The organism is Mitsuokella apri (genome assembly GCF_051886055.1).
Taxonomy (GTDB): domain Bacteria; phylum Bacillota; class Negativicutes; order Selenomonadales; family Selenomonadaceae; genus Mitsuokella.
On record NZ_JBJEXT010000043.1, the window covers coordinates 24,633 to 38,406 of the forward strand.

Genomic DNA, 13,774 nt, shown 5'->3' on the forward strand with positions numbered 1-13,774 from the left:
GATGCGGCTGACAGAAAAAGAGGGCACGGAGCTCTTAGAGCATGGTGACCTCATCACTTTGGGACGTGAGGCGGATAAGATTCGGCAGCAGCGCTTTGGCAATACGGTCACGTTCATCATCGACCGCAATATCAATTACACGAATGTCTGTGTCAACGAATGCCGCTTCTGCGCCTTTTTTAGGAGACAGGGCAGCAAAGACGCGTATCTTCTCTCGCATGAAGAGATTCTCGAGAAGGTTCGCGAGACGGTAGAAGCCGGCGGCACACAGGTCATGATACAGGGCGGCCTCTATCCGGAACTCGGCCTTGCCTATTATGAAAAAATGCTGCGGCTCATCAAGGAGCACTTCCCTTCTATTACCATTCATTCGTTTACGGCGACGGAAATCCAGCATTTTGCGCGCGAGGCGGGGCTCTCGATTCTCGATACCTTGAAACGCCTGCAGGAGGCCGGTCTTGACAGCCTGCCGGGCGGCGGCGCGGAAATCCTCGTCGATGAGGTGCGCAAAAAAGTCAGCCCGAAAAAAATCATGACGGACGACTGGCTGCACGTCATGGAATGCGCGCATTCCATCGGCATGGAGAGCACGGCGACGATGGTCATCGGCTTTGGCGAGACGATGGCACAGCGCATTGAGCACATGGAAAAGATTCGCCGTCTGCAGGATAAGACGGGAGGCTTCCGCGCGTTCATTACCTGGACGTTCCAGCCAAGCCATACGGAACTCGGCGGCGAAAAGACATCGAGCTGGGATTATATGCGGACATTGGCACTTTCGCGCCTCTATATGGACAATATCGCGCATATTCAGGGCTCGTGGGTCACGCAGGGTGAACGCATCGGCCAGCTGACACTGGGCTTTGGCGCTGACGATGCCGGCAGCATCATGCTCGAGGAAAATGTCGTGCGGGCGGCCGGTACGCTTTACGACATGTCGACGAAAAAAATGGTCGGACTCATCAAGGGGGCAGGCCGCGAGGCCGCGCAGCGCGATACGGAGTACCGCATTATCCGCCGCTTCTGACAGCTTGTGATATTTGTACTATTTGTACTATAGGAGGGAAACCTTATGGCAATAGAAGGAGAAAGACAGGATATCCCTAAGGCAGATTACGCCGTAGTCGGCGGCTCGGGCACGCTTTCGAGCAATTTTCCCGCCAATCTGCCCGATGAGGATGTCAAAATCCTTGCTGATAATCTCTACTTTGAAACGCCGTATGGCAAAAGTCCGGCCTTTCGGCTTTTCTGCGTCGGTGAAAAACGCGTGCTGACCGTGCGCATGCATGGCTGGCGTTCCGGCGTGACGCGTGCCGATGCTTCACGTCAGGTTTTTTGGACGTTCCGCGAAGCCGGCGTCAAGCGCATCATCTCCGAGGGCGGTGTCGGCACGGTCAACAAACTCCTCGACTTGCGCGATTTCATCATTCCCGATGATTATCTCGACCTTTCCGTCCGCAAGGACGTCATGCTCGATGGCCGCTATCTTTTAATCATGCGTCAGGCGCTCTGCCCTGAGATGCGTGAAGCTTTGATTCGTGCGACGAAAAAACGCTTTACGGGACGCGTCTTTACGCGCGGCACCTACGCCGTGACGGACGGCCGCCATTTCGAGAGCCCTGCTGAAGTCGCGATGATGAACGGCCATGCGGATATCGTCGGCCAGAGCATCGCGCCGGAAGTCTATCTCGCGCGCGAAATCGGCGCCTGCTATGCAGGGCTTTATTTTACCGTTAATTACGGCGAGGGCATCCGCGAGAAATGGTCGCATAAGGATATGGCCGATATCTTCTACGACGATGCGCCGATGATTGGCGAAATCATTTTAGAGACGATCCGCGAGATCGATGCCGATGACCGCCGCTGTGAATGCCTCTCCCTGCGCAAGGAAACGCTGCTGAAGGATGTATATAATGAAGTTTCCTCAAAAGGCTGATTAAGGCGGATTTTTGAGAACAGTTTACATCCGTATCATAAGTTAAAAACAATGAGCTGTGCATAACTCTGTATTTTTTCGAGAGATATGCACAGCTCATTGTCGTTTTGTGGATAGTTCTGTGGATAAGTCAGTGTTCTGAGGACGCTGTATAGAGTGCCTGAATAAACTTCTTGGTGTTGATATGCACTTTGGATATCTGCGGTTTCTCATTTTGCTGAATGGTTCGCATGATACTGCAGACTTCCGCGTAATCGAAGTAAAACGGTGCGTATTCTTCAAATTTAGGATTCGTGTAATCGACGACGCCCATGGAAGCCGTGCTGACCATGGCTTGAAAAACGGCGCGGCGCAGTCGCTGCTCAATGGTCTTGGCCTCTTTTTGGATATTTTCGGCAGCGTGTTCTTTGGCAATGGCCGTGAAAATGGTCTTGAGGGAGGGAATGGTGCTGCTGTTATTATGTGCCTGCAGATAGTCGATGATTTCGATGAGGTCATCGTAGCCCGTTGTGCCGGCAACGCCGAGCTCTTTCAGAAGCGCCGCAGCCTTTTCCCGCGGCGTGACCTGCTTTTGCACGGGCACGGCAGCGACCGGATTCAGGGTTGTCTGCAGGGTGCTCTGCAGGGTATGGGCAAAGCGTTCGAGACGGATGTGCTCTTCGGCAGAATGCAGGACACTGATGATTTCATTGCGGTTGAGGGGTTTGGTGATGTAAGCGTAAACGCCGCTTTCATACGCCTTGCCGATGAGGTCCTTGCTGACAACCTGAGAGAGCATGATGATCTTGCCGGGAAAGTCGTGGAATTTGCGTACGGAATCGATGCCGTCGCAGTCAGGCATGAGCATATCGATGATCAAGAGGTCGATATGGCGGGCAATGAGTTCTGTCGCCGTGAGGTTGGCTGCACTGGGCAGGGAGGCGACAACCGTGCCGAGTTCGTAGTCTTCAATGATATCCTGCAGCATATCGCGGATGGCTTCATCGTCATCGATGAGCATGATGTTCATGATATCGGTCCTTTCTTTGGCGGTGTTGGCGGTGTGGGAGCGACGGCAGCAGCCTGTGCTTTCTTTTGTGCAGAAGTGATACGGGCAAGCGGCAGATGGATGTGGAACGTAACCATGTCTTTGCCATCCGAGGCCGCCGTGATGCCGCCGCCGAGATATTCTGCAAGTGCTTTGATATAAGTAAGGCCGACGCCGCTTGACGCGCGTCCGTCACTGTCGTATTTTGTCGTATACCCCGGGCGGAAAATCTGCGGGAGACGGCGCAGCGGGATGGAACTGCCGGTATTTGTTACTTCAAAGTGAAGTTCCGTGCCAATCCGTTTCATGTTTATGGCAATCCTGCCCTTGTCATGAATGGCTTCAATGGCATTCGCCGTAAGGTTGTTGAGGATGGAAAGCATAGTGTAGGCGTGAAGTTCAGGCAGATTGACCGAAAGCGTCGTTTCAAAAAGGATATTCTTGTCGAGACGGCGGGCATATTTTTTTTGAGCACTGATGATGAGGTGGCAGAGTTCGGCCGGTGTCATGTAATCATTGAGCTTATGCGTGTTGGTTTGATTGGTGAGCTCACTGAGTCCCGCATAGATGCGCTGGTTGTCCTTTTTGATATCGTGAACTTCTCCGGCAACGCGCAGGGCTTCCTGTGTGATATGCGGCAAATCTTCCATATTATGAAGGCTGCGCAGGTCTTCATAAACGCCGTAGCAGTCATGCGTTGCCATTTCTGCTTTATGCAGGGTCTGTTCCAGTTCAAATACCTCTTCATAGATGTTGGCAATCATCATGGTCAGACGGTTTTTCTCGTGGGACTCGTGTGCCAGATGAATCTCCGTGAGATAAAGCTGAGAAAGAAAGAAGAAGCTCAGGATAAAGAAGCAGCGCAAAAAGGCAATAACGGTAAGCCGCGTCAGCACGGACCAGGTGATGACGGCTGCGTGCGTGCCGAGAAAAACATCCATGGAATAAAGTTCCGCAATGCTGGCAAGGACCTCGGCAAGGATGGCCCAAATGGCAATCTTCATAGCCTGGGTGGTGATGGGGGCGTGGTTGAGCTTCAGCGTGGAAAAGCAGATTGCGTAAGTAAAATAGTAGAAAAATGTCGGGATATGATTGTAGACGGCCACGGAAAACGGCATGCCGCCAAAAGTATCGATCACTGCGCGGAACAGCACGACGACGATGCCGACGTTCAGTCCTGAAACGGCCATTGGCACATTGCGCAGCCACAGCAGGAAGAGCAGAAACATCGGCGAGCCAAAGCTGACGCGGAACGTACTGAATTCATTGCCGAATGGATGAATGCGCGGCTCGCCGGCAAGCGGCACGATGATCAGCATACAGATGAAAATAAAGAGTTCCCGGTGTTTACTGAGCATAAGCATCTCCTTACGTGAGCGGACAAAGCGGATACTGGCATGAAAATATGAAATCGCATCGATTGCTTATCATCGACAGCCATGTATGTTTTTTAGTGTATCATACAGCGATTTTGCCTGACAATAGTATCGTTTATGGAAATAATAGATGAAAGGCATTAAAAACAACAATATTATTATAGCATAAAGACTGTGATGGATGTTACAAGTTGTCAGTAAAAAAAAACTATTCCTTCGAATCTGTAGGATTTTGTCGTTTTTCCTAGTCGGTCATGTATATTTAATACAGTAATAAAAAGATAAGTCATATTAATGACACGGGAGGGTATCATATGTCAAAGGAAACTAGTAGTGGAAAGCTGCTTCGCGGCCTCATCTGTGTGGCCATCGGCGCAGTCATCTGGTTCATACCGGCTCCGGCTGGTGTGGGCCCGCAGGCCTGGGGCCTGCTTGCCGTATTCGTGGCAACGATTGCCGGCTTTATCCTGCAGCCGCTGCCGCTCGGTGCCATCGCGCTGATTGCCTGCGCACTTCTGCCGGTACTTGGCGTCATGAAAGCCGGTCAGGCACTTGAGGGCTTCTCAAACGGCACCATCTGGCTGATCGTCTCGGCCTTCATGTTTGCTACAGGCTTTATCAAAACAGGCCTTGGCAAACGCATTGCGTTCATGCTGCTCTCGCGCTTCGGCAAGAGCTCACTGAGTGTTGCTTACGTCATGAGTGCGGCAGATTTCATCATCGCTCCGTTCACACCGTCCAATACGGCCCGCGGCGGCGGCATCATTTACCCGATTGTCAACAGTATCACGAGAGCGCTTGGCTGTGAGAAAAATGGCAAAAACAAGCGTACCGGCGCTTTCCTGATGTACAGCGCATATGCCGCAGTCATCACGTCGGCCTGCATTTTCCTGACAGGTGCATCGAACAACGTCCTCGCCAATACGCTGACAGAGCAGACTTTTGGGCAGTCCCTGAGCTGGGGCTCCTGGTTCATGGCGAGCATCATTCCGGGCCTTATCCTCACGGTCGTGACGCCGTATCTTCTTTATAAACTCATCAAGCCGGAACTCACCAATACGCCGGAAACCTTAAATCTTGCCAAACAGGAACTCAGCAAGATGGGTGCCATGACGGGCAAGGAAAAGATCCTCTGCGTCATCTTCATTTGCTGCCTGCTCCTCTGGGCAACGGGCAGTATCCACCATATTGATTCGGCAATCGTCGCACTGCTCGGCCTCTCGGCCATGCTGGTTACGCACTGCATCGAGTGGAGCGATGTAACGAAGCAGAATGGTGCCTGGGATGTCCTCGTATGGATGGGCGTTCTCGTCAACATGGCCGCCTATCTTTCGAAATTTGGTTTCATGAAATGGTTTGCAGCCACGATGGCTGCAGCCTGCGCTGGCATGTCCTGGATGACGATGCTCATCGTCCTTTGCGTTGTTTATACCTTCGCACATTATCTGCTCGCCAGCAACAGTGCCCATATCGCAGCGATGTTCATCGCCTTCATGACGATTCTCGTTGCTGCCGGTGCTCCGGTCATCCCGACCGCTATCATCCTTGCAATCCTCTGCAACAGCGCATCGTTCCTGACGCATTATGGCTGCGGCGTTACGCCAATCTTCTTTGGCGCAGGCTTCATGGAGCAGGGTGAATGGTGGAAGATTGGCTTCATCATCACGATCATGCATCTGATTGTCTGGATGTGCATCGGCCTGCCGTGGATGACAGTCATCGGTTTGTTCTAAGATTTGTTTTGTGACAGTAAAGAAGAGAGCAGAGGGCATCTGCTCCTTCTGAGCTGTTTGATGCCTTTGCAAAATCGCTGCAGTTTCAAAAGCAAATGAGAATCTGTAACCTTGTATACAAAGAAAGACAAAAATTTAAAAATGTACTTGATTGTATTCTGTATACATGATACAATGTAGTCAACAAAGCAAGGGGATGAAAACCTCCAAGCTTTTACAACAATAATAACAACGCTTACAACGCAAAGATTTCATTTCAGGCTCCGCCTGAAGAAACAGGCGGAAAAAGAAAGGAACGTGGCAAACATGAGAAAAGAACATGATTTCATTGGTGAACTCGAGGTACCAGACGAGGTTTATTACGGTGTTCAGACGATGCGTGCCATCGATAACTTCCATATCACGGATCAGGTAATCGATTCGGATTTCGTACAGTGCATTGCCCGCGTCAAGAAAGCAGCTGCTATGGCCAACATGGCAACGGGTCGTCTCGATAAGAAAATCGGTGATGCACTGATCGAGGCCGCAGATGAAATCATCGCAGGCAAATTCCTCGATCAGTTCCCGGTTGACCCGATTCAGGGCGGCGCTGGTACGTCCATCAACATGAACATGAACGAGGTTCTCTGCAACCGTGCTCTGGAGATCATCGGTCAGCCGAAAGGCCGCTATGACATCATTTCCCCGAACAACCATGCCAACATGGCACAGTCCACGAACGATTCGTTCCCGACGAGCATCAAGGTCTGCCTGAGCCATAAAGGCAAGAAACTCACGGCTGCGCTTGACCGCCTCGCTACGGAGCTCGAAAAGAAATCTGAGGAATATAAAGATATCCTCAAGATGGGCCGCACGCATCTGCAGGATGCTGTTCCTATTACGCTCGGTCAGGAAATGGGCATGTATGCATCGGCTGTACGCCGCGGCATCAAACGCATCAACCATGCCATCGATGGCCTGCATGTCATCAATATGGGCGGTACGGCAGTAGGCACGGGCCTCAATGCAGAGCCGGCTTACATCAAGAAAGTAGCAGAGACGCTCAGCGAAGTAACGGGCGAGAAATACGTTACGGCTGACAACATGATTGATGCAACGAACAACACGGATGGCTTCTCCGATATGTCGAGCGCTATGAAGACGACGGCTCTGGTCCTCATCAAGATGGCCAACGATTTCCGTCTCATGGCTTCGGGCCCGCGCTGCGGCCTCAACGAACTCAAGCTGCCGAAACGTCAGCCGGGTTCTTCCATCATGCCGGGCAAAGTCAATCCGGTTATCGCCGAAGTCCTCGATCAGTCCTGCTATCAGGTTATCGGCAACGACATCGCCGTTACGATGGCTGTTGAGAACGGTCAGTTCGAACTTAACGTTATGGAGCCGGTCATGGCCTTCAATATGTTCAACTCGATGAAGTACATGACGAATGCAGTCAATACGTTTGTTGATAAGCTCCTCATCGGTCTCGAGCCGAACAGAGAGCAGTGCCAGGAATGGCTCGACAAGAGCGTCGGTGTTGTCACGGCTCTGCTGCCGCATATCGGTTATGAGAATTCCGCTATGCTCGCCAAAGAAGCTTACAACACGGGCAAACCAATCCGTCAGGTCATCATGGAGAAAGGCCTTCTTTCCAAAGAAAAGATGGAGCACATCCTCTCTCCGCGTCAGATGACGACGCCGGGCATTGCTGAATAAGAAGTCAGTTCTGGATACCCCATAATAGAATAGAGTCCCCCTTAGATGAAGAAACTCCTGCACGGCTCATGCAGGAGTTTCTTTCTGCCTGACAATCGGATGGATAAATGAGCGAGTGAAAACGTAAGATTTGTTACGCCGTTTGGCAGGCAGCTGTGATATGATAAGAGTAGTTAATTTTGCTGTATTATATCAGGGAGGTAGTATCATGAAAGGTTACGTAGATAAGTCTGCCTGCATTGGCTGCGGTATGTGCACGGATGTGGCACCGGATGCTTTCCGCATCGGTGACGATGGCCTGGCTGAGGGCTATCAGGAGATTCCGGAAGGCAGTGTGGACGACGCAAAGGAAGCCGCTGCCGACTGCCCTGTTGGTGCCATCCAGGTCAAATAAAAAGCAGTTCTGTCAAAAGCAGCCGCCCCATGGCGGTTGTTTTTTTTGCGTGGATTTCCTATAATAAAAAATATAATAAATCAGCAGGAAACGAGAGGGCAGATGATATGGGGGAGATCAACGAAGAGGCCGTACAGGCCATGAGAGCCTTTTTGGAAGCATTGGGCCTGGACCTCAGAAAATGCAGTATGGAACAAACTCCGGCAAGGGTGGCAGGCATGTATGCCAGCTTATTTGACGGTGTCGGCAAAAATCCGGATACTGTCTGGGGCGAACGTTTTGCTTCCGATACCAAGGGGATTGTGGCCATCCGCCATATTCCCTTCTATTCGATATGTGAGCATCATCTGCTGCCGTTCTTTGGTGAAATCAATCTTGCGTATCTGCCGCATGATGGGCAGGTCGCGGGATTCAGTAAATTTGTCAAGGTTGTCGAGTGTCTGTCCCATCGTCCGCAGCTGCAGGAAAGATTGACCGCGCAGCTGGCAGAAGCCATACAGCGCGGCTTGTCTGCGGATGGCGTATTAGTGGTGGTAGAAGCCCAGCAGCTTTGCATGACTATGCGTGAAAAAGGTGCTGAGGGCACAAGGACCATGACGTCAGAATGTCTGGGGATTTTTCAGGAGGATGCGTCACTTTGTCAGCAGGCATGGATGTTATTGGGAGGCAGACGGAAATGACCGCAAAACGTAAATATGTATTTCAGGACGGCAAGGAATTGGAACTGGGCAGGCGCACGCTCGTCATGGGCGTGCTCAATGTGACGCCGGATTCTTTTTCAGATGGCGGTAAGTGGAATACGCATGATAAGGCCCTGCGCCATATGGAAGAGATGGTGCGCGATGGTGCGGATATCATCGATATTGGTGCAGAATCGAGCCGTCCGGGGTTTAAGACTATGCCGGCTGAGCAGGAAATTGAAAGACTGATGCCCTTTTTGGAGTCCGTGCTCAAAGAATGTCCTGTCCCTGTATCTGTCGATACGTTCAAGGCAGAGACAGCCCGTGAAGCGGCCAAAGCAGGCTGCCATATGCTCAATGATATCTGGGGCCTGCAGTATAAGGAAGAGCCGGGCAGGATGGCAAAGGCTGCCGCAGAATCCGGCCTGCCCATCATTGTCATGCATAATCAGGATGGCAAGACGTATGAAAGGGACATCATCGAGACAATGAAGGATTTTTTCCGCCGGACCATTGCGATAGCGGACAAGGCCGGCGTGCTGCGTGACAATTTGATTATCGATCCCGGCATCGGCTTTGGCAAAACGCCGGAGGGCAATCTCACGGTACTGCGCCGTCAGCAGGAACTCCTGAATATTGATGGTACGGAATATCCGCTGCTTTTAGGTACAAGCCGCAAGAGCTTTATAGGCGCAGCTCTGGGCCTGCCGGTAGAAGAACGTATGGAAGCGACTGGAGCAACCTGTGTCGTCGGCATTATGAAAGGGGCTGGCATCGTGCGCGTCCACGATGTTAAGCCGATTGCGCGCATGTGCCGTATGACAGACGCAATCCTGCAGGCTGATTGAGCAGGATGGAATCAAAATTCAAAGGTTATGAGTGAGGGGCATATGGATCGTATTACATTGGAACATATGGAGTTTTATGGCTATCATGGCTGTCTGCCGGAAGAACGGCAGCAGGGACAGAAGTTTTTTGTCGATGCTGTACTGTATCTTGATTTAAAAGAAGCAGGCTGTCATGATGATCTCAGCAAGACGGTCAATTATGCGGAGGTTTTTACGAAAATCCGCAGTATCGTAGAGGGAGAGCCGGTCTGCCTGATCGAAACCGTAGCGGAGCGTCTGGCGGCCATGATTTTAAAGGAATACGCCCGTATCCTGAAAGTGGAGATAACCGTCCATAAGCCATCTGCACCCATCCCCGGGAATTTCCGCGATGTGTCGGTCTGTATTGTAAGGGAGCAAGGGCAGAATTGAAAGCAAGAATATGCTATCTGAGCCTTGGGGCGAATCTTGGCAAACGGGGAGAGACGCTCCGGGAGGCTCTGCGCCGTCTGGCTGTCCTGCCGGAGACAAAGCTCGTGGCCATTTCACCCTTTTATGAAACGGCGCCGTGGGGAAAACTTGATCAACCGGCCTTCCTCAATGCAGCGGCTGCGGTCGAAACGCAGTTAGAACCCCTGGTGCTTTTGAGAAGCTGCCAGCAAATTGAGCAGGAATTGGGACGCGTCCGTCATGAGCATTGGGGGGCACGCACGATTGACATTGACCTGCTGCATATCCCTGGCGTGAAGATGGTGCAGCCGGAACTGACACTGCCGCATCCCTATCTCGTGCAGCGGGCCTTTGTCCTGCGTCCTCTCGCTGATATTGCCGGTGATATGTCTATAGAAGGCCGTTCTGTGCGGGAATGGTGTCGATTGACGGCAGAGCAGCAGGTTTCTATATCTGCGGAACTGGCGGACCCCTGGCCCCTTCGCCTCATCGCCTGCCTTGATGCCAAGGGCGGACTTGGCTATAGAGGAGATTTACTAGTCCGGCTGCCTGAGGATATGAAGCATTTTCGTGAACTCACCATAGGACAGGCGGTCATCATGGGGCGCAGAACTATGGAGTCCCTGCCGGGCGGCCGTCCTCTGCCAGACCGCGTCAATATTGTCTTGTCAAAAACACTGCTGTCTCTTGACGGCACAGGATTCGTCCTCTGCCGCAGCCTGCCTGAGCTTTGGCAGGAATTAGGGCGCCTGCAGCAGGAGAGGGCGGGACGAAGTTATTATTGTATTGGCGGCGCAGAAATCTATAAGACACTGCTGCCTTATACATACGAAGCCGATATTACCCGGTTGCAGCAGACGTATCAGGCAGATTGTTTTTTTCCGGAACTCACAGATTTTGAGCTTGTGGAACGCAGAAAAAGACAGGAATATGCCTTTGAGCGCTACGAGGCCAAAAGACGCACATTATTTGATAGAAAGAAGTTGTTGGCTCATGGAAATCTTTCATAATGACTGGGCGGAGCTTCTGAATCCGGAGCTCAAGAAGCCGTACTACCGGAAATTGAGGCAGTTTCTGATCAATGAATACCGCACGCATCATGTTTATCCCGATATGTACTCGATTTTCAATGCCCTTCATTATACAAGTTATGCGGATACAAAAGTCGTGATTCTCGGACAGGATCCCTATCACGGCCCAGGACAGGCTCATGGCCTTTCGTTTTCCGTGCTGCCGGGCGTGCAGCCGCCGCCATCACTTCTGAATATCTTCAAAGAACTGCAGACAGACCTTGGCTGCAAAGTCCCGAATAATGGCTGTTTAAAGCCCTGGGCGGATCAGGGCGTTCTGCTCTTAAACACGGTGCTGACGGTTCGGGAACACCAGGCGAATTCTCATCATGGTCAGGGCTGGGAGATTTTCACGGACCGCATCATCGAGCTGCTGAATGAACGGGAGAAGCCCATGGCCTTCATTCTCTGGGGAACGCCGGCAAGGCGCAAGAAAGCGATGATTACGAATCCGCATCATTATATTGTGGAGTCACCGCATCCGAGCCCGCTGTCGGCATCGAGGGGCTTCTTTGGCAGCCGGCCTTTTTCTCGGGTCAATGATTTTTTGAGACGTACAGGGCAGGAACCCATCAACTGGCAGCTGCCTGATATTTGATTTTGCAGGGAAAGTTTCCTGCGCTGGAGGGAATACTGTGGGAGCAAAGGTAACCATTAAAGACGTGGCGGAACTGGCAGGCGTATCGAAGAGTACCGTTTCACGTTACTTGAATCATGGCTATATCAGCGTTGAAAAACAGAAAAAAGTCCGCGAGGCGATAGAAGCCACGGGCTTTAAGTCGAATTTTTTTGCCAAACGCCTTAAAACGCAGGAAAGCAAGCTCATAGGCATCGTGCTGCCGCGCATGGATTCTGTGACCGTGGGCAAGCTCTTGTCTGGCATCAACCGCATCCTTGACCCGGCAGGATATCAGGGACTTTTGCTGGTCAGTCACCTTTCCCAGGAAAAAGAAATCGAGAATATCGAGAATCTTCAGCAGCAGGGCGTAGACGGCATCCTGGTGGACTCTGTCGGACTGACTCCGCGTCATATTGAGATGGCTAAGAATACGCCGGTCCCGATTATTTATACGGGACAATGGGATGAAGCGGTTCCAAGCATCAAGATTGATGACTGGAGTGCCGGACGCATGATGGGGGCGTATTTGCGTCAGATGGGTCACCTGCATGCGGTTTTTGCAGGTGTTACCTCTACGGATAAGGCGGTTGGCGTAGACCGGAAGCAGGGGTTCATAGCGGCTTTCTGCGAAGGCCGTCCGGAAGCCAGGGTCGATTTTGTGGAGACGGGCTTTGATTTTTTGTCCGCTTATAATAAAAGCGAAGAAATCCTGCAGCTGGCCCCGACTGTCGTGGTCGGTGCCACGGATAATATCAGTCTGGGTGTCCTGCGTTATCTGCATGAACGCGGCATCAAAGTTCCCGAGGAAATTTCTGTGGTGGGATTTGGCGGCTATGACGTCGGTGCTGTTGTCTATCCGGCATTGACAACAGTCGCCTTCGATTACGAACTGCTTGGTATGAAAGCGGCGCAGTATCTGCTGGATCTCCTATCCGGAGAGAACGTTGAAGAAAATCTGACACTGCCATTATTCTTTGTTGAACGTGAAAGTGTACGGAATCTTATGGAGGATAATGAAAAAAAGGAGCCGGCCTCTTATCGGGGAATGGCATAATAAAAAGGCTTTACATCGTTTTTGATGCAAAGCCTTTTTGTTTCGTTTGCGGCTGATACTTACTTTTTGGTAAATGTGATATGAGCTCCAACGGAAAGCACTGGCCGTGCCGGTCCCTTGACGATAATCTGGCCTGGCATGGAGCCTGTGGCATTAAAGATGATTGTGCAGTGGCCTTCCTCGCGGATGTTATCGTTGGCAGCATCGCCGACTTTTTCAACCGTATACTTGACACCGCCCATGAGCAGCTTGTCGCCCTTCTTGATATCCTCTTCGAGTTTGCCAGGTGTATGCTCGATGACCATATCGGAAAGATTCGGGCGAATGCCCTCGTCGAGCAGAATAGCACTGCTGTTGTTTTCGAGAAACGTACGTGCGAGATTGCCGATTGCCGTGATCGATACGTCGTATTTGATTTCCATACTTTTTCCTCCCAAATGCATATAACGACACATATTGCAATTTTAAATATGCTATCTATATTATAGCATAATCGAACGTATGTGAAGAGATAAAGGCGCGCTTTGTTTTTTGTTGGCGTGTTTTTGGGGGCTTTGCAGGTGATTGGTGAAAAAACAAAAAAAGTACTTGCCAAAAGCACTGAGATAGGCTATAATATTTTTTGTTGACAGCGCTTAGCTGAAAACACAGGGGTATCGCCAAGTTGGTAAGGCACGGGTCTCTGAATCCCGCATGCGTTGGTTCGAGTCCAGCTACCCCTGCCATATGAAGAACGGCATCGCTAAGGCGATGCCGTTCTTGTGTTTTTATCTGTAAATATGTTTTTTACTTTTTTTAGAAAAGGTATTGACAGGAAGAGCACTTTCCTGTAATATAATACAAGTCGCCGCAAGACACCGGCCGATATGAAAAAGATGAGAACGAAGCTCCTTGATCGGAAGCCGCTCGTCGC

General features: G+C 51.2%; 14 protein-coding genes and 1 tRNA gene. 12 read left to right on the plus strand and 3 right to left on the minus strand.

What is annotated here, in order from left to right; translation table 11 throughout:
- Position 1: 1 nt before the first annotated feature.
- A complete protein-coding gene (mqnC, locus tag ACI4OH_RS06725; protein WP_432646480.1) occupies positions 2-1,027 on the plus strand; it encodes a cyclic dehypoxanthinyl futalosine synthase in 1,026 nt (341 codons plus the stop codon).
- Positions 1,028-1,072: 45 nt separating this feature from the next.
- On the plus strand, positions 1,073-1,936 hold the full coding sequence (locus ACI4OH_RS06730) for an MTAP family purine nucleoside phosphorylase (protein WP_432646481.1): 864 nt from the start codon (positions 1,073-1,075) through the stop codon (positions 1,934-1,936).
- Positions 1,937-2,066: 130 nt separating this feature from the next.
- Here ACI4OH_RS06730 and ACI4OH_RS06735 read toward each other — a convergent pair whose 3' ends face one another.
- Both ACI4OH_RS06735 and ACI4OH_RS06740 read right to left on the minus strand, forming a co-directional pair.
- Complete coding sequence (locus ACI4OH_RS06735) at positions 2,067-2,945, minus strand: response regulator (RefSeq protein WP_432646482.1); 879 nt, start codon at positions 2,943-2,945, stop codon at positions 2,067-2,069.
- Entirely contained in the window at positions 2,942-4,321 is a 1,380-nt protein-coding gene (locus ACI4OH_RS06740; protein ID WP_435721697.1) for an ATP-binding protein, read from the minus strand. The genes ACI4OH_RS06735 and ACI4OH_RS06740 overlap by 4 nt, the downstream gene beginning before the upstream one ends.
- Before the next feature lie 332 nt (positions 4,322-4,653).
- Between ACI4OH_RS06740 and ACI4OH_RS06745 the strand changes: the two genes are divergently transcribed.
- The 9 genes from ACI4OH_RS06745 to ACI4OH_RS06785 all read left to right on the plus strand — a co-directional run bounded on the left by ACI4OH_RS06745 (position 4,654) and on the right by ACI4OH_RS06785 (position 12,861).
- On the plus strand, positions 4,654-6,072 hold the full coding sequence (locus tag ACI4OH_RS06745; RefSeq protein WP_439784449.1) for a DASS family sodium-coupled anion symporter: 1,419 nt from the start codon (positions 4,654-4,656) through the stop codon (positions 6,070-6,072).
- A 306-nt stretch (positions 6,073-6,378) separates the two neighbouring features.
- A complete protein-coding gene (locus tag ACI4OH_RS06750; RefSeq protein ID WP_435721698.1) occupies positions 6,379-7,767 on the plus strand; it encodes an aspartate ammonia-lyase in 1,389 nt (462 codons plus the stop codon).
- Positions 7,768-7,975: 208 nt separating this feature from the next.
- Positions 7,976-8,161 carry a ferredoxin gene (locus ACI4OH_RS06755; protein ID WP_295633109.1) on the plus strand — a complete coding sequence of 62 codons (186 nt, stop codon included), beginning with the start codon at positions 7,976-7,978 and terminating at the stop codon, positions 8,159-8,161.
- Between the two features lie 107 nt (positions 8,162-8,268).
- Positions 8,269-8,841, plus strand: a complete 573-nt coding sequence (gene folE / locus ACI4OH_RS06760; RefSeq protein ID WP_435721699.1) for a GTP cyclohydrolase I — start codon at positions 8,269-8,271, stop codon at positions 8,839-8,841.
- A complete protein-coding gene (folP, locus tag ACI4OH_RS06765) occupies positions 8,838-9,689 on the plus strand; it encodes a dihydropteroate synthase (RefSeq protein WP_435721700.1) in 852 nt (283 codons plus the stop codon). Before folE ends, folP begins: the two co-directional genes overlap by 4 nt.
- A gap of 42 nt (positions 9,690-9,731) precedes the next feature.
- Complete coding sequence (gene folB / locus ACI4OH_RS06770; RefSeq protein WP_435721701.1) at positions 9,732-10,100, plus strand: dihydroneopterin aldolase; 369 nt, start codon at positions 9,732-9,734, stop codon at positions 10,098-10,100.
- Positions 10,097-11,128 carry a 2-amino-4-hydroxy-6-hydroxymethyldihydropteridine diphosphokinase gene (folK, locus tag ACI4OH_RS06775; RefSeq protein ID WP_439784450.1) on the plus strand — a complete coding sequence of 344 codons (1,032 nt, stop codon included), beginning with the start codon at positions 10,097-10,099 and terminating at the stop codon, positions 11,126-11,128. The genes folB and folK overlap by 4 nt, the downstream gene beginning before the upstream one ends.
- On the plus strand, positions 11,112-11,786 hold the full coding sequence (locus tag ACI4OH_RS06780; protein WP_432646490.1) for a uracil-DNA glycosylase: 675 nt from the start codon (positions 11,112-11,114) through the stop codon (positions 11,784-11,786). The genes folK and ACI4OH_RS06780 overlap by 17 nt, the downstream gene beginning before the upstream one ends.
- A gap of 37 nt (positions 11,787-11,823) precedes the next feature.
- The gene (locus ACI4OH_RS06785) at positions 11,824-12,861 is read left to right on the plus strand and encodes a LacI family DNA-binding transcriptional regulator (RefSeq protein WP_435721702.1); all 1,038 of its coding nucleotides are present in this window, start codon (positions 11,824-11,826) and stop codon (positions 12,859-12,861) included.
- Between the two features lie 59 nt (positions 12,862-12,920).
- Here ACI4OH_RS06785 and ACI4OH_RS06790 read toward each other — a convergent pair whose 3' ends face one another.
- Complete coding sequence (locus tag ACI4OH_RS06790) at positions 12,921-13,283, minus strand: PTS glucitol/sorbitol transporter subunit IIA (RefSeq protein ID WP_432646492.1); 363 nt, start codon at positions 13,281-13,283, stop codon at positions 12,921-12,923.
- A 227-nt stretch (positions 13,284-13,510) separates the two neighbouring features.
- On the opposite strand from ACI4OH_RS06790, the gene ACI4OH_RS06795 reads away from it, so the two are divergent.
- Positions 13,511-13,586 (plus strand) — tRNA-Gln (locus ACI4OH_RS06795).
- Positions 13,587-13,774 lie beyond the last annotated feature (188 nt).